The organism is Legionella bononiensis (genome assembly GCF_016786215.1).
Lineage (GTDB): Bacteria > Pseudomonadota > Gammaproteobacteria > Legionellales > Legionellaceae > Legionella > Legionella bononiensis.
The window spans coordinates 125,367-141,749 of record NZ_JADOBG010000023.1 but is presented as its reverse complement, the minus strand read 5'-3'; the positions used below and the strand labels follow the sequence as shown (position 1 = coordinate 141,749).

Sequence of the window (16,383 nt, the reverse complement as noted above, 5' to 3'; positions counted from 1 at the left end):
TCATGAATTTACAAATTATTATTTTAGCTGCAGGTCAAGGAAAAAGAATGTATTCCGATACACCTAAAGTCCTTCATCCGCTAGCGGGTAAAGCAATGCTTGCTCGGGTAGTAGAAACTGCGCAGCAGCTACATCCAGATGCAATCCATATAATTTATGGTCATGGTGGTGAACAAATAAAGAATTCACTCCCTGATTTACCTGTGAATTGGGTTCATCAGGCAGAACAACTGGGCACCGGCCATGCCGTAATGCAAGCTCTGCCTCATATACCGCCTCAAGCACAGGTCATAGTGTTATCTGCTGACGTTCCACTCATACAAGTGGATACCCTTCAAGCACTGCTTGAATGCGGCAAATCAGCACATTCACATCAATCCGTTCTGGCACTCCTGGTTGCAAACCTCGAAGACCCAAGCGGTCTTGGGCGTATTATTAGAAACAACCAAGGTGAAATTTATGCCATTGTAGAAGAAAAGGATGCAAATGAGCAAGAAAAGAATATAAAAGAAATATATACGGGCATCTGTTGCGCTAAAGCCGCTGATTTGGAAGTATGGCTACCCAAATTGGGCAATAATAATGCGCAAGGCGAGTATTATTTAACTGAAATCATCGCATTGGCAGTACAAAATCAAACACCAATTACCTCATTAACTGCCCGAAACAATTTTGAAATCCAGGGTGTTAATAACCGTTTGCAATTACAGCAACTGGAACGAATATGGCAAAAACGAATTGCTGATCAATTTCTGGAGCAAGGTGTTGGTTTGGCAGACGCCAATCGCTTTGACCTGCGCGGAGATCTAGTTTGTGGTAAAGACGTATACATTGACGTTAATTGCGTTTTCACCGGCACAGTAGTTCTGGGAGATGGCTGCATTATAGGGCCCAATTGCAGCTTAACCGATGTAACCCTGGGTGCTGGATGTACCGTCTATGCAAACAGCGTACTGGAGGGCTGCCAGATAGCGAATCATTGCGATATTGGACCGTTTGCCCGACTTAGAACAGGCACGCAATTAGCAGCGGAGTGTAAAATTGGCAATTTTGTTGAAACCAAAAAAGCAGTATTTGGTGAAGGCAGTAAAGCCAGTCATTTAAGTTATCTTGGTGATGTGAACATAGGTAAAAAAGTCAATATTGGCGCAGGAACCATTACCTGTAATTATGATGGGGTCAATAAGCACCAAACTGTTATTGAGGATGGCGTTTTTGTTGGCTCGGATACCCAATTGGTTGCTCCAGTTACTGTTGGTAAAAATGCCACTATCGGCGCCGGAAGCACCATACGCAAAAATGTTCCGCCTGAGGAGCTCACCTTAACTGAGTCAAGGCAAAAAACATTGTATGGATGGAAAAGACCTACGAAAAAAGAACCATAATGCCTGACATCAATGTTTCAAAGTTCTGGGTTTAAAACCGGAACGATCCCAGCTTTAATGCGTCATCCTCGCAAAAAAATATTATCGAGATCTCATTAGAATCGCCTTCTCCCTTCCGGGAGAAGGTGCCGACAGGCGGATGAGGGGATCTCACCTCATTCATTAACTTTTTTTCAATACAAACGTAATCCACACTGTAGTTACCAAAAGGACATTGTCTTGTGCATATAAATCCTTGCACACGTCGTGAGCTAAGCGAGTTCCATACTTGATAACCATGCAGCTGCTATTTTTGTGTAGACTTTTTGCTTTTTCAAATAACTCCATTCATTGAATCCGTTGTTGGTTGGCTATGTATTTTAATGGATAATTTTAATCGTTTTAAGATCCCCTCATCCGCCTGTCGGCACCTTCTCCCGGAAGGGAGAAGGCGATTCTTGCGAGATCACGATATCATTTGAAATTGAGTATTGAGCATTTTGTCTAGAAAAACTTAAAGATAATTGCAAGTTCTTGTCTACACAGAAATGACGTAATTTTAAACACGAGGGATTCTCATTAACCATGTCAAGACTCTTCAGCGCTTTCGCGAGGATGACAAACTGATTAAAGTTACAACTTAATATGAATCAATGTGCACTTTTAAGAAGTGAAGTTCTCTCATACTTAAAGCCAGCACCTTAATTTAAAGAATATACACCTCTAGCCCGAATAAGGCCTATAGCAGATAGAATAAGCAGAGAAAAGAAATTATCGGGGATAATTAATCCGATTATCCATCACACGGCACACGGGCGTAAAATTCTTTTTCAACAAGTTACACAACCAAAAAATAAGAGGTAAAGAAATCAGGGTCATCATTAATTTATATTGCCACACGTTAATTGCTAAATTCAAAATCTGTTCATAGGAATAGATACCGCCAAACAACACACTGTAATCAACAAGACACAACAGAGAGCTGGCACAGATATTCGCAATCAAAATCCTTACAGGACGATTCAATTCCCATTTCAGGAATTTTAAATAATGCAGCAACATGGCATTGCTAAGAAAAGTAACAAATAAAGATAAAGATGCCGCAGGTAGTCTTCTGGGTAAAATATAATAATAAAATGGATTCAAATTATAAAAAGGCGGCGATGGAAGAGCGACTATACCCATTAGCAAAGTATCAAAAACCAATTGTGCCGCGATCATAGCCAGGGCCAGCTTCAAATTCGCTTTATACCCCCATAACTCGCCAATTACCGTACTGACAATCATCGTTATTGGAAAAAAAATACAACTTGCCGCCAGGATACTGTCTTTGGTAAATGACACGATACGATACTCGCAGGCTAAACACATTAACATGACCGCTACAGCAAAACAGAGAAGATAATGATAAACAGGCGAGGACTCATCTGGATTATCATGAATCTGCTCGGATGCCGATTGACTCTTATCCAAAACAAAAGATAAATAACTCACTCCTATGATCAGCAACACCAAAGAAGCGACCATGAATGAATCAATAAAAATCTGCTTGAAACTATGGGCATGAGGAGCTGAGAATAGTAAATAAAAATCCATAGTAAAAAATGCCACTCCTCCAAATATCGCAAGAATCACGCATTGTTTGGGTGAGGATAAAATGGTGTTCGTTTTAGAGCAGAGTAATAAATGCGGCAAATAAAAGCTTAGGGCAAAAGAGATTGTGGTTGCGAAAAATTTTTTGGGAATGTCTTCAAATACAATTTGATACACGGGATTATCGTGCATGAACTCTGCTGCTGGCAGATTAACCAGAACATAAACACCGATACAGTACATGTATAACGTCATTAAAGAGATATTCAGCAGGTGGCGCTGCTCTTTAAACGTGCAATGTCTTAGCGCAAATAAATACAAGCCTGCGATTAAGGGGCAAAGCAAACTGCTAATGGAAAATACCAATCCCTGTAGAATAATTATTTTAAACGATACATTAATTAGTAAAATCAGACAGGTAATCACACTGACCGACAGAAACAAGAACCCTGAGGTGTGTTGTGATGACAAGGATTGCTTCATTCTCAGAGTGTTTCCATTTTATAACAGCGCTCCTATCTTAACGATCTCAACTGACCATACAGTATTTCATAACCCACTGTATTTACTGATCCCGAGAGGATAGCCATAACCTATGTACTATAAAACGATTGCTTTTTATTAAGCTAAGCAGCTCGGCAATATAACACCATAGCCTTTGATATGGCAAGTAGAGCAAATTAAGTAAACTCATCTCCGCTCATTACAGGTCGACGAACCCCTGAAAATCCTGATAAGCTAATCAGTACAATTGTAACGGCTCAATAACCCAGGGCATTTCGTCATCCTGAACGCAGTGAAGGATCTCCAAATGCAGGCACCGTGCCAGCTTCAGGTGATCTCTCACTTCGTTTAAGATGAAGTTTACAGGACTTATTGAGCAATTACGTAAAATTCCGCTATTTGCTAAAATTATCAACAGAGAGCATTACATGCGTCATCACAAAAAACATGCATCTTCAAAAACAGGATTATTACCAGGTACTGCAGTTTATGTAGGCGAACATCCAGCCAAACCGACTCACGTCAGTGTTCATATTTATGATACCCAGAGTTATGAACTACTTAATCATTTTCATCTGGATAAAATAGATACAGCTCTGAGTGAAGGCAAACATGTCTGGGTCGATGTGGCAGGGCTTGAAGACAGTAAAAAAATCACCAAAATATGTAGTGAATACAGAATTCATCCTCTGGTTATTGAGGATTTACTCAATACCCGGCAAAGACCCAAACTCGATATTATCGATGACTATTTGTTCATTGTTTTTAAATTATTGGAAACGCCATTAGACCAGTTGACCTATTCAACAGAACAGTTCAGTTTAATAATCAAACAAAATTTGTTAATCACTTTTAGGGAATCCGATAGTTATGACTTATCCCCACTTTACAAACGACTCAGCGCAGAACACTCACTGGTTCGTGAACATGGAAGTGATTATCTGACCTATCTTTTAATGGATTATATTGTTGATGATTATTTTAATTTTGTTGAAGAAACGTCTATTTTATTGGAAAAAATAGAGGATCAATTAATTAAAAAACCTGAAACTATAGAATTACAATCACTGTATACCATTAAAAGACGTACCATCACCCTCAGAAAAACTATAGCTCCATTACGTGATATAGTGCATCTCTTGTTAACCGATGATAAGGGATTAATAAACGATCGCTACAATCTTTATTTCCGTGATCTCTATGATCATTGTATTCGATTGGTAGAGTCTATCGACCTGCATCGTGAAATGTCAGCCAGTATGCTGGATATATACCTTTCTACTTTAAATAATCGAATGAATGAGACCATGAAAATTCTCACCATGTTTGCCAGTATCTTTATCCCCTTAACTTTTATCGTTGGGGTCTATGGAATGAATTTCCAATTCATGCCAGAACTGGGATGGCGCTATGGTTATCCGATGGTCATGTCGGGAATGACTGTTTTGGCTATTTTGATGTTATATTATTTCAAACGTAAAAAATTATTTTGAAGCAGACCGCCCATTGCATTCTGCTTCAAACGATGAGCCCAGGGGTTACATATAATATCCTACTTGTTGCCCCTCAACTTTTACAGGCTCTCCACGTCCTCTTCTGGTAAATAAACTTTCAGCAGATAAAGGCGTGCTGGATTGTATTTTTGCTTGTGCTTTTGTAATTAATTGTTCAGCAGGAATAACTTCTTGATGTTGGGCTCGTGTCGACATCAATTGTTCTGGAGGTTCACTAGGTTGTTGTTCCTCTTCTACAGGAGTAGGCTCCAGTTTTTTCTCTCCGTGTAAATCAACACCCCTATGCGGAACCAACTCCACTTCGCCCTTAATATTGTTTCGTTCCAACCAGGATTTTAAAGCATCTACAAAATCCCAAAAATCTTCTTCTTTACTTAACATGATCAAAAACTGAGTCAGTTTTTTTGGAATTCCGAATTTAAGATTAATCGCAACGGCCACTGCTTTAGGTGGAACCCATCCCAATGTTGTTTTCGTTTTACTCTCTCTATAGCTCAATATTATTTTAACCGTGTTTAAACTGCCCTGTTGAATACCTTGCCAATACTTAGAAATAATTGGGTCATTAATAAAATCGCGCCAGCTCTGAAAAACAGGAGGAGCAACCCAGGATCGTGCTGTATTTAATGATTTATTAAAGAATCCCGGAGCAGTTTTAATTTCACGCTCTTTATCACTATTTAATAATTTAGTACCAAATTTCAGTGCAGGAGATAAAGGTATTAAAGGAGGAGCACCTTTCACCGGCTTAAAATCAATGGGTATTCGTTTCATTAAACCAGCGAAGATTACATCAGCGATAAAACGGCAAACCCGCTCATAAATATTTAAAGGATCGATGATTAAAGTCGCATCCTTATCTTCTACTAAAGGAATACTCATATGAGCTGCGAGATTTACATGTAATAAAAGCAATAAATGCTTCATAGTTCTATGAAACAGAAAAGGGGGAAGTCCAACCGTGGATTCCAGTATGTAGTTCATAATCATTGTAGATGCTTCATAGGTTAAACCTAAAGCTAAAACAGACTCCTGCATCATAGCCTTGTGTCGTTCACAACGTTCAGGTGTAACCAGGCGAGTAATATAACGTCCATTAAAAAATATTCTTATTACCTGAGATGTTGTTTCTCCTACGTAAGGAATAAAACTAATAGCCCCGGTAATTAAATCATTGGCTGCCAGTATAAAAGGCTCTCGTAACATCCCTTTAGTTTTTCTCTTAAAATTGCAGTCTAAATCTTTACATAAAGTGGGGGGAGTAATTACTTTATTTGAGTTGAACGCGGAAGGCCCCACGGCATCAAGAATGGTCATACGCATCAAAGATTGTACCCCTTGACGATAGGAATATGCTTTAACTCCATAATGCACTAAAGTTAATCCCCCTAAAAACGCAGAATAAGGAGCAAGCCAGGGATCGTTTTCATGTCCTTCGCGAAAATACTCTTGAACTGCATTATTAGCAAAATACAAAGCCAGGGGAAATGCGTCATTTACGGCTATATTGGCCATACCATTCACAATGTTTCTGGCTGCTGGATTATTAATTAATGTTGGAACGGCTTTACGCCAGGCCAGACCCTGTTCCAATATCTGAAAAGTTGTGTTTGCTGTGTAGGTAAATAAACTTGTTGTAATCTTGGATAAGGACGCATTGTTCCAAACCCACTTAGCCCCATTACTTAATTTAGTACCTACTGACTTGACTCCATCTACTACCGATGACCACCAGCTCATAACGCTCTCCTTGCTACAGCAGAATTTCATTCTAGGGCTAATAAATCAGAAATACCAGAGTTTTAAAAGAACATTATGATGATAATTCAAAAAAAAGACTGCACTGCGAAGAAACACTCTATAAAAATCTTTTTCATTTTATAGATTTCCCAGAATCGCACAGCGCTAACGAAAGAATTAGAGGGTGTTAACAATTGAACACTTTATTCTCACCTTCCCGCAAAGCAACCAAACTGTCTTCTACGACACATTGACTGTGTGTTTTCTGCGTAGCAAATAATCGATGCGCACTTAATAAATGAGAACCCGACTCATCAACCAGCTGTTTATGCCATTGGTGCATTGTTTCACTATATGCTGTTTTGGTTTCAGGAGTTTGTGCTAATTGATTTGCCAGAATTTTAAATGCTTTTTGTTTTGGTGTCCGGTCATCACTGATTAAAGGCCATGAACCTGTTGAGTTAATTTCCTGATTAATCGTTTTTCTTACCTGCTGACAGGTAAAAAAATTATCCAGATAATCGCTTGGAGTCGCTTCCTTATTGATGTCCAGCAACCATTTGGTGTAATGAATAATGCTCTGCATATGGCCAAATCGATTCAAAGGCTGCATGTCATGTTCCATACGCTGTACTAGTGCTTTTACGTCCACTTCACTGCTTTTTAATTCGTTCAAATAAGGAGACAAGCTTCTGAATGAACGGGAAAAAAAGGCGTACCATGGTTTATTATAGTGATCTAAAGCGGTAATCAAAAACAGCCGAAGATTGAGTTGTTTCTCTTTAGTTGCCATCGATTTTGCTACTAAATCCTGGGTGATGTGATCTAACTCAACCAAAGCTCTTTTATTAAGAATAAGATTACGCTTGCTCACATCCTGTTTCAGTTCTGAACTTAAGGTCAGACGTTGACCTATTTTGGGAATAACAACGGAATGAAGAATCATATCGCGCAGGTTTTCATTGGATAAAGTCTCACCATTGGAAAATACCATGGTTCCAACTATAGTTTTTATATTCGTGAACACTTCATATTCATAAGGGGTCAGATGAGATTTCTGCAAGTGTTCCTCTTCACCAAAAGCAGCAATGATTCGATTAACACTATAAAAAGTATCTCTAAGCCTTAAATTACCGAGCTTAAAGGTTGAAGTATGATTGTAAATGGTTTTAAAGGCCTTACTGCTCTCAAGAAATTGCTCTAAATCCGGTTTTAAATCCTGTGTATTCTGTTTTTTATACCACGCCAAAAGCATTTTAAAATGCATCAGTAACGTATCAGCAGAAGACTGGTGGGTTGATTGCATGTCCTCTCTGACTTCATCGGGGCCACCGGGCTGGATGGATGTTTGAACGTTAAAGAGTTCAAAAATGGGTGCCGAAATTTCGTCGTCCATCAATGCAGTATCACCAGCAAAGTAAATATCGCTGCTCATTGATGGCGCTTGCAGTACATAACCATTAAACGCGGAGCGATGAGCATCGGTTAAACCTCTGCCCGACCAATGCCTCGTAGGCACAGCCGTAATACGTAAAATTTCCTGATTTTTTTCCTTAATAGTAGCCTGTTCCCACCATTTAAGTTCCACGATCCGTTTAAAACCAAGGCGATTAAATAATGCAAAATCTCCTTCAGGAATCACCATGAGTGGTTGTTGGTTCACTAATCGTTTCAGTGTTTGGGTATCAACATGGTCACGGTGATTATGAGAAATAATAATCACATCAACCTTGGGTAACATGCGCTCATCCTGATTATTAACCGGGTTGGCAACGTGTGTCATACGTGGATAAAAAAGAGGATTTAAGTCGCCCTCAACTGGATCAGTTAAAACAGTTAATGCGTTGTGCTCTGTAGGGATAGCAATCAAATTTGTGGCATGGCCATCAAAAAAATAACTGGCTTCCTCAGGCTGAAAGGGATCAACGGCAAAGTCATTTGCATAAATATCGGTGTGAATATAATCATGCTCTTCGTAGGGTGCATTTTCAAAAACGTAAATGCCTATATTCGCCAGCAACCGGTGAATAAATCCTTTAAAGCGTTCCCATTGTGTAGAAATAAAGATTCGTAACGCTTCAGTACCGTGTTGATGGGCCAAGTGATCGTCAGGCGAGGTATAAAGACCAGTACGCGGATCAAAATCAATGGAAACAAGATGATTATGCTGACGCAGACTATTCTCTTTATCTGTCTGATACCTTTTGGCAAAGGTAAGTTCTTTACGTTTTAACAAGTCTGGAATAGTTAAATTGAGTTGCTCAATCAATCCATTTGGATTTAAATGAATGAATTTGAGTAATACTATAGGTAAATGAGGAGAATAGTGCCTTTCGGATGGTACAGTTTGCAAATCCTGTGCAACACTGTTGATCAGGTTTTGTAACAAGTCTTTCAGTTTATGGGACGTTCTGGATTTAAAAAACCAGTTAATGGATAACTGTGCTTCTGAAGAACACTCAATAAAGTCAATTGAACTACCCGAATGAGATATTAAGAAATTCAGCTGTTCTATTGCTCTTTGTTCTACCCGACTAACGCTCATAACATGCCATAGATGACTAAAATTCGCACAATTATGCCATATTGTCAAATGTTACACAACATGTACCAATAGGAAACATTGCACTAGAGCACCAAATGATTTAAATAGGTACAAAATAAATTGGACTGTTTATAAACTAAAAATATTGACTCATAAACAGCTTTGACAAGAGGTGTATATATTTAAATCATTCAACATTCTTAGATGTATTTTTATCTTTATATTCACACAGGTCATAAATAGGACAGGAACTGCATTGAGGATTACGAGCAGTACAGATGTAACGCCCATGTAAAATCAGCCAATGGTGCGCATCCTGTAAGAACTCAGGATCAATATTTTTTAATAATCCCAGTTCTACAGCCAAGGGAGTTTTACCCTTTGCCAAGCCCGTTCGATTCGCTACTCTGAATATATGCGTATCTACGGCCATAGTCGGTTGTCCAAAAGCGGTATTGAGTACCACATTGGCAGTCTTACGACCTACTCCAGGTAATGACTCCAATGCTTCCCGCTGATTCGGCACTTCACCTTGATACTGATTGATAAGAATGTCACAGGTTTTAATTATATTCTGCGCTTTACTGTTATATAACCCTATGGATTTGATATAACTTTTCAATTGCTCCAAACCTAAATCAAGAATGGCCTGCGGGGTATTTGCCACAGAATATAATTGTTCTGTCGCTTTGTTCACACTCACATCAGTCGCTTGGGCAGAAAGAATAACAGCAATTAATAATTCAAAAGGTGTATGATAATTCAGCTCTGTTGTTGGATGAGGGTTTAAACTGCGAAAACGTTCAAAAATCTCACGTCGTTTTTGTTTATTCATCACAATCTTTTCGCTTTAACACGTGCCAGAGCTTGTTGAATATAATCCTGTTTCGCCTGAACATCATCCATACGATCCTTTGATTGCATGGCTAATTGGCGTTTTTCTCTATAAATCTGTTGCTTTTCATGCTCCTCTCGCAACAAACGTGCTTGCCGAGCATTATATCGGTCGCGAGCAACATCCTTATCGTATGCTGGCTCTTCCAGCGGCATCATTTCAATACAATCCACAGGACAAGGTTCAACACATAATCCACATCCTGTACATTCATGAGTAATCACCGCGTGCATTAATTTGCCACTACCAATAATCGCATCTACCGGACAGGCCTTGATGCATTTAGTGCAGCCTATACATTCTGCCTCACGAATCACCGCAACAGAAGGCTGACGTGTACGTTCAATAGCCTCTTCTAAATAAGGAGCCGGATCAACACGCAATAAAGCGCCAAGTGCCTTGACTGTTTCAACTCCTCCAGGAGGACACTTATTAATCAGAGCGGTGCCTTGAACCAAAGCTTCGGCATAAGGCATGCACCCAGGATAATTGCACTCACCGCATTGCGTTTGTGGTAAAAGCGCATCAACCTCCTTTACTGTTACCATTATTTCACCTTCATGCCAGGTAGCGCTCCTGCGTCGGGTTGTAATAAGAAAATCCCTTTACCATCACCTGCTGCCAAAACCATCCCTTCTGAAACACCAAACCTCATGGTTCGTGGTGCTAAATTAGCGACCATAACCGTCAATCGCCCAACTAAATCTTCAGGGTTATACGCACTTTTTATCCCTGCAAAAACTTGTTTCTGACAATCACCCAGATCGAGTTTCAAACACAGTAATTTATCTGCGCCTTCAACAGGAGACGCTGAAACGATTTTCGCTATCCGCAGATCGACTTTAGCAAAATCATCAATACTGATCGTATTTTCTTCCGTCCCCTGTTTTTGTTCAACCACTGGTGCAGTCATCAAAGACTCCTTATTTTGCGCAAACATCGCGTCAATTTTTTCTTTCTCTACTCGAACCATCAATGGTTGGAACGTATTGATTCGATGATCCAATAATGGCTGATTAATGGAATCCCAGGTCAATGCGTCACAATTTAAAAACTGTTCTGCAGCCTGTGCCATCATCGGTAATACTGGTTTTAAATACGTGATTAAAATACGGAATAAATTAATACCCATAGTGCAAATCGCATGAACTTCCGGCAAACGATCGTCTTCTTTAGCTAAAACCCAGGGCTTATTTGCATCAATATATTGGTTGACTTTATCAGCACAATCCATAATCTGTCTGATGGCGCGAGCGTAATCTCTGGCTACAAAAGAATCAATTACAGACTCTCTGACTGCGACCAAATCGGCGTATAATTGCGGTTCAGACAAAGAATGACTTAGACAGTTATCAAAACGCTTATTGATAAACCCAGCACAACGGCTTGCAATATTGACCACTTTGCCAACCAGATCTGCATTGACACGATTAGTAAAATCATCAAAATTCAAATCCAGATCATCAACTCGTCCATTCAATTTTGCAGCAAAATAATACCGTAAATATTCGGGATGCAAATGCGCAAGATAAGTGCGAGCTTCCAGGAAGGTTCCACGGGATTTAGACATTTTCTGCCCATCAACCGTTAAAAATCCATGCGTATAAACCGCTGTAGGCATACGATGACCACTGGCAGCCAACATAGCAGGCCAGAACAAGGCATGAAAATAAACAATGTCCTTACCCACAAAATGATATAATTCGGTTTTAGAATCTTTATCCCAGAACTCTTCAAAGGAAACACCCTGCTCATCACAATATTTTTTAAAACTGGCCATATATCCTATAGGCGCATCCAGCCAAACATAAAAATACTTATCTTTAGTACCTGGGATAGGGAATCCAAAATAAGGCGCATCACGGGAGATATCCCATTGTTTTAATCCAGCCGCAAACCATTCTTCCAGCTTGTTGGCTACCTCGGTTTGCAAATGGCCATTAGCGGTCCAGTTTTTCAATAATGTTTCATATTTTGGCAAATCAAAAAAATAATGCTCTGAATCCTTTTCTATTGGTTTTGCACCGGAAATAGCGGATACGGCATCAATCAAATCGGTTGGGGAGTAAGTTGCGCCACACACTTCACAGTTATCCCCATATTGATCCAGGGCACCGCATTTAGGACAAGTGCCTTTAACATAACGATCAGGCAAAAACATTTTTTTCTCAGGATCAAAGGCCTGACGAATCGTTTTTTTAATAATATCACCGCCAGCCTGTAACTGCTCATAAATGGCAGAGGCCAGGATTTGATTTTCAGGAGAATGAGTAGTGTGATAACAATCGTAATCTATAGCAAATGCTTTAAAATCGCGTTCATGACTTAACTTGATCTGGGCAGTCAATTCCTCTGGGGTAATGCCCATTTGTTCCGCCTTAAGCATGATAGGAGTCCCATGTGCATCATCGCCACAGACACTGATACACTGAACACCCAGCATTTTATGGGTACGCACCCAAATATCTGTTTGAATATGCTCTACCAAATGCCCCAGATGTAAATGTCCATTAGCGTAAGGAAGAGCGCTGGTCACCAGCATTTTGCGTGATGTTATTTTAGATAGCAATTCGCGTATTGTTGACATAGGTATCGAATACTCATTAGTAGAAAAACGGATAATTATAACGCAAAGACAAATTAAATGCTGCATACAAATAAGCGACAATTCAGGACTTACTAAAAATTCCGTTTAACGAAAGACAGGCATTATTAATAAATCCTGTGAGGATGTATCTTATTATGCATGCAGTTCGGAACGAGTTTTATTTTCAATAATTTGCTAATATCAAACTAATTCATTATGTAAAGTGACCTACTATGACCAATAAACCTCGCCTTATTATAGGTATCAGCGGTTCTTCCGGGATTATCTATGGCATCAGGCTACTGCAGGTATTAAAAAATTTATCCATTGAAACCCATTTGGTAGTCAGTAAAGCAGGACAGTTAACCCGAGCCTATGAAACAGAACTGAGCTCTTCTGAACTTAAGGCACTGGCTGACGTCTATCACCCGTGTACCGATATTACCGCCAGTATTGCCAGCGGGTCATTTAAAACCATGGGGATGATTATCGCACCGTGTTCCATGAAAACCCTGGGTGAAATTGCGCATGGAATTAGCAGCACCTTGCTAACTCGAGCGGCGGATGTTGTTCTCAAAGAACGCAGAAAATTGGTGCTGATTCCTCGTGAAGCACCTTTGCATCTCGGTCACCTGAATAATATGGTCAGCATTACGCAAATGGGGGGAATCATTTACCCACCCGTACCGGCCTTTTATACGAAGCCACAAAGCATAGCTGATATAGTGGATGAAACTGTGGGTAGAGTATTGGATTTGTTTGATCTGGATAGTGGCTTGCTCAAACGTTGGGGTGAATAACAAAAACGCGGCATAAGCCGCGTTTCTTACTCACCATATGAATAAGTGATTAGCATCGTGTTAAATTACTTGGAGCAAGTCCATCTTTGTCTTCATCAGTTACAGTTAACTGATCCGTTGGTTGAACAGTCGAAGCTGCTGCTGTGAATACTGATTTAGTAAATATAGGTTCTTCGTCGGTAGGTTGAACTGTCAACAAGCTAGAATTAGGCTCAGGTTGAGTAGACAGCAGACTGGAAAATTGACTGCCACTGGTTCTTTTTGAATCCAGATCAGAAAGTCCTTGATAAGCAGAATCGTCTCCTGGTCCTCTCGGTCCTCTTGGTTTAACAAAAAAATCTCTAATGCCAGTGATTGTATTAATAATAGCGGCGCCCACGTAAACAACAGCACTTGTCGCTACAGCAGCTACGCCACCAATAGCAGAAAGTTGGGCAGCAAAGCCAGTACCCACAAGAGAAGCAATTGAAACACCGCCAATAGCAAAATTAGCGACGGCAGAAAGGGCAGCAGGCCAAAACGCAACAGAAAGAACAGCAAGACCAGCGGTAGCTAAGGAAGCCCAAAATGCAACAGCTATAGCTTTTTGATGATTACTGATAAAAGCAGAAACTCCTCTTGCGACAGCTTTGGTAGCATCAAAAATGAAATTACCCACCATTTTGAAGGCATCGATGATCACACTAAATAAACCAGGGCGTTTTGCTTCTTCGCCTTCATCATCTATATATGTTGATCCTAATAATAAATTGGTCATACCAGAAAAAATACGGGCGGGAAGATAAAAAACACCAGTTGCAAAGTCCATAAATGTCATTTTGTTACTCCAAAGTTATAAATCCAAGCGGATTGTAGCAACCATGCTCGTGGTTGAGAATCAAAAACACGCAAGATGTTGTAACAAAAGTGTAAATTAAAATGGTTCTTCTTTGATCTATTATTAGATATATTTACCTACATAACTGAAGAAATTGTTTATAAATAATTTTTATTGGATAAATGATGTTACAAACGTATATTTTATGCCAACAAGAACTCCGATGTGAACACATCAAAAAAAACTTGAAAAAATATGCAGTTATGATTACGCAGAATAATTTCTCATGTACCCCGGTAATTTCGTCATCGTAATCCCAGTGAAAATCTCCCACAAAGTGGCATTATACTCGTGCTCCAGCCACATACTGGAGAGCGCTTAATTCATCATGGATTACGGCTGTATTTTGCGTCATCCAGAACGTAGTGAAGGATCTCCTGAATGTGGCACTTTATTCGCATTCCAACCGCATTCAGGAGATCCCTCGTTTCACTCGGGATGACGGGGTAACACTCGGGACGACGGTTTTTATAAGTCATCCTGAACGCAATGAAGGATCTCGAAATTCAGGCACCTTATCGGACTTAAAAGATTGTTCACTTTGTTCGAAATGACGTCTTCCGAATTTATTGAGAAGTAACCAGGTATCCTGACGAATAATAATATGAATCAATGCATAGTAAGGAGGCTGTTTGTTTCTACAGCATCGTTAACTTGGGAATCAAATAATGGAACACAGTCTATCTCATCATCAGAAGAACTGTCAGAGACTAGCTCATGAAACTCCTCATCATCATCCTCCTCAACATATTCGTAGGATTCTGGTTGAAGATATTTATTAAGGTAATCATAAGAATTTGTTGTTATATCCTCCGCCTCCTGATTTTCTTCACCAGCAAATAAGGAGTAAATATGTATTCCTATAGTAGTCAATTGTTTTCCGATCATTATTCCTGGTGCGATCACGCCAGCACTGATAACCATCATGATGGCGCTTAGAGTGAAAACGGCTAGCGGAGCATTTAAAGTCGTCAAAAAAGCCAATGGAACGATGCCAAAGAGAGTGAGGGAGGAAAAGGCGACAAGGACAGATGGAAAGATAATACTTAAACTGGCCACTAACAAACCAACAGCCAATGAAGAAAGAAACAGCATCGTCAAATAAGGTTTATTTCTTTTAAACCATTCGTTAATTATGGACCACATAGCCTGACCTCAATGCAAAATAGGGGGGATTATATCATTTTTTCTACCTAAATGAACTAATTATGACCAGACGCCTGGTAAATCGTCGGATCATCTATTCCCGCTCCAGAAAAACCACGTTTTCTAAAGGTACAACTATCGCATGAACCACATGCCTCGCCCTGATTATTTGCCTGATAACAGGATACCGTCAATCGATAATCCACTCCTAATTGCAAGCCCAATTGAATGGTTTCAATTTTACTTAAGTATTGTAATGGAGCATTAATACGAAAAGAGTCCCCTTCAATACCCGCCTTGGTAGCCAAATTTGCCATATCTTGAAAAGCCTGAATAAATTCGGGCCGGCAATCCGGGTAATGAGAAAAATCAACTGAACTGGCGCCGATAAAAATATCTCTTGCGCCAATGGATTCAGCAAAGCCCAAAGCCATAGACAAAAATATCGTATTTCGAGCAGGAACATAGGTAACTGGTATTTTTGAATTGTCCTGAAAATCGGGAACATCTATGCTTTGATCAGTAAGCGCGGAACCACCAAATAATTGAGTATCCAGTGTAACTGTCTTGTGTTCGACCACACCCAAATACTGCGCTATCCTCGCGGCAGCGAGTAATTCAGCAGAATGCCTTTGACCGTATGAAAAACTTAGAGCATAACAGGCAAAGCCTTTGGATTTTGCCAGAGCCAGACAGGTAGTTGAATCCAATCCTCCAGATAACAACACGACTGCTTTTTTCATAAAATAATACCTCATCTATCTTGAGCATTGCCTGCTCTTAAAATTTCCTGTTAAAATGCTGGCCAATTATGCCAC

At 39.8% G+C, this 16,383-nt stretch carries 13 protein-coding genes; 3 read left to right on the top strand and 10 right to left on the bottom strand.

Translation table 11 applies throughout. The annotated features are described in order from the left end of the window. The first annotated feature begins 2 nt into the window (after nt 1-2). On the top strand, nt 3-1,385 hold the full coding sequence (gene glmU, locus IZU94_RS17365) for a bifunctional UDP-N-acetylglucosamine diphosphorylase/glucosamine-1-phosphate N-acetyltransferase GlmU (RefSeq protein ID WP_203113713.1): 1,383 nt from the start codon (nt 3-5) through the stop codon (nt 1,383-1,385). A 31-nt stretch (nt 1,386-1,416) separates the two neighbouring features. Here the strand turns inward: glmU and IZU94_RS18490 are convergent, their stop codons facing one another. Continuing rightward, on the bottom strand, nt 1,417-1,668 hold the full coding sequence (locus tag IZU94_RS18490; RefSeq protein WP_369411328.1) for a DUF559 domain-containing protein: 252 nt from the start codon (nt 1,666-1,668) through the stop codon (nt 1,417-1,419). A 467-nt stretch (nt 1,669-2,135) separates the two neighbouring features. After that, entirely contained in the window at nt 2,136-3,440 is a 1,305-nt protein-coding gene (locus IZU94_RS17355) for a VUT family protein (RefSeq protein WP_203113711.1), read from the bottom strand. Nucleotides 3,441-3,889: 449 nt separating this feature from the next. Between IZU94_RS17355 and corA the strand changes: the two genes are divergently transcribed. Continuing rightward, nucleotides 3,890-4,954: a magnesium/cobalt transporter CorA gene (gene corA, locus IZU94_RS17350; RefSeq protein ID WP_203113837.1), complete on the top strand. Its 1,065-nt coding sequence runs from the start codon at nt 3,890-3,892 to the stop codon at nt 4,952-4,954. A 45-nt stretch (nt 4,955-4,999) separates the two neighbouring features. On the opposite strand, the gene IZU94_RS17345 is transcribed toward corA, so the two are convergent. From IZU94_RS17345 to metG, 5 genes are all read right to left on the bottom strand, one after another. Beyond that, the gene (locus IZU94_RS17345) at nt 5,000-6,715 is read right to left on the bottom strand and encodes a hypothetical protein (RefSeq protein ID WP_203113710.1); all 1,716 of its coding nucleotides are present in this window, start codon (nt 6,713-6,715) and stop codon (nt 5,000-5,002) included. 187 nt (nt 6,716-6,902) lie between these two features. Beyond that, nucleotides 6,903-9,260, bottom strand: coding sequence for an MBL fold metallo-hydrolase (locus IZU94_RS17340; RefSeq protein ID WP_203113709.1), 2,358 nt, complete (start codon nt 9,258-9,260; stop codon nt 6,903-6,905). Between the two features lie 187 nt (nt 9,261-9,447). Further along, nucleotides 9,448-10,095: an endonuclease III gene (gene nth, locus IZU94_RS17335; protein WP_203113708.1), complete on the bottom strand. Its 648-nt coding sequence runs from the start codon at nt 10,093-10,095 to the stop codon at nt 9,448-9,450. Continuing rightward, on the bottom strand, nt 10,095-10,703 hold the full coding sequence (locus IZU94_RS17330) for an RnfABCDGE type electron transport complex subunit B (RefSeq protein ID WP_203113707.1): 609 nt from the start codon (nt 10,701-10,703) through the stop codon (nt 10,095-10,097). The genes nth and IZU94_RS17330 overlap by 1 nt, the downstream gene beginning before the upstream one ends. Then, nucleotides 10,703-12,697: a methionine--tRNA ligase gene (gene metG, locus IZU94_RS17325; RefSeq protein ID WP_203113836.1), complete on the bottom strand. Its 1,995-nt coding sequence runs from the start codon at nt 12,695-12,697 to the stop codon at nt 10,703-10,705. The genes IZU94_RS17330 and metG overlap by 1 nt, the downstream gene beginning before the upstream one ends. Nucleotides 12,698-12,975: 278 nt before the next feature. On the opposite strand from metG, the gene IZU94_RS17320 reads away from it, so the two are divergent. Continuing rightward, nucleotides 12,976-13,542: a UbiX family flavin prenyltransferase gene (locus IZU94_RS17320; protein WP_203113706.1), complete on the top strand. Its 567-nt coding sequence runs from the start codon at nt 12,976-12,978 to the stop codon at nt 13,540-13,542. Nucleotides 13,543-13,591: 49 nt separating this feature from the next. On the opposite strand, the gene IZU94_RS18380 is transcribed toward IZU94_RS17320, so the two are convergent. From IZU94_RS18380 to queC, 3 genes are all read right to left on the bottom strand, one after another. Then, entirely contained in the window at nt 13,592-14,359 is a 768-nt protein-coding gene (locus tag IZU94_RS18380; RefSeq protein ID WP_203113705.1) for a hypothetical protein, read from the bottom strand. 669 nt (nt 14,360-15,028) lie between these two features. After that, on the bottom strand, nt 15,029-15,565 hold the full coding sequence (locus IZU94_RS17310; protein ID WP_203113704.1) for a hypothetical protein: 537 nt from the start codon (nt 15,563-15,565) through the stop codon (nt 15,029-15,031). 56 nt (nt 15,566-15,621) lie between these two features. Beyond that, nucleotides 15,622-16,308, bottom strand: a complete 687-nt coding sequence (queC, locus tag IZU94_RS17305) for a 7-cyano-7-deazaguanine synthase QueC (protein WP_203113703.1) — start codon at nt 16,306-16,308, stop codon at nt 15,622-15,624. Nucleotides 16,309-16,383 lie beyond the last annotated feature (75 nt).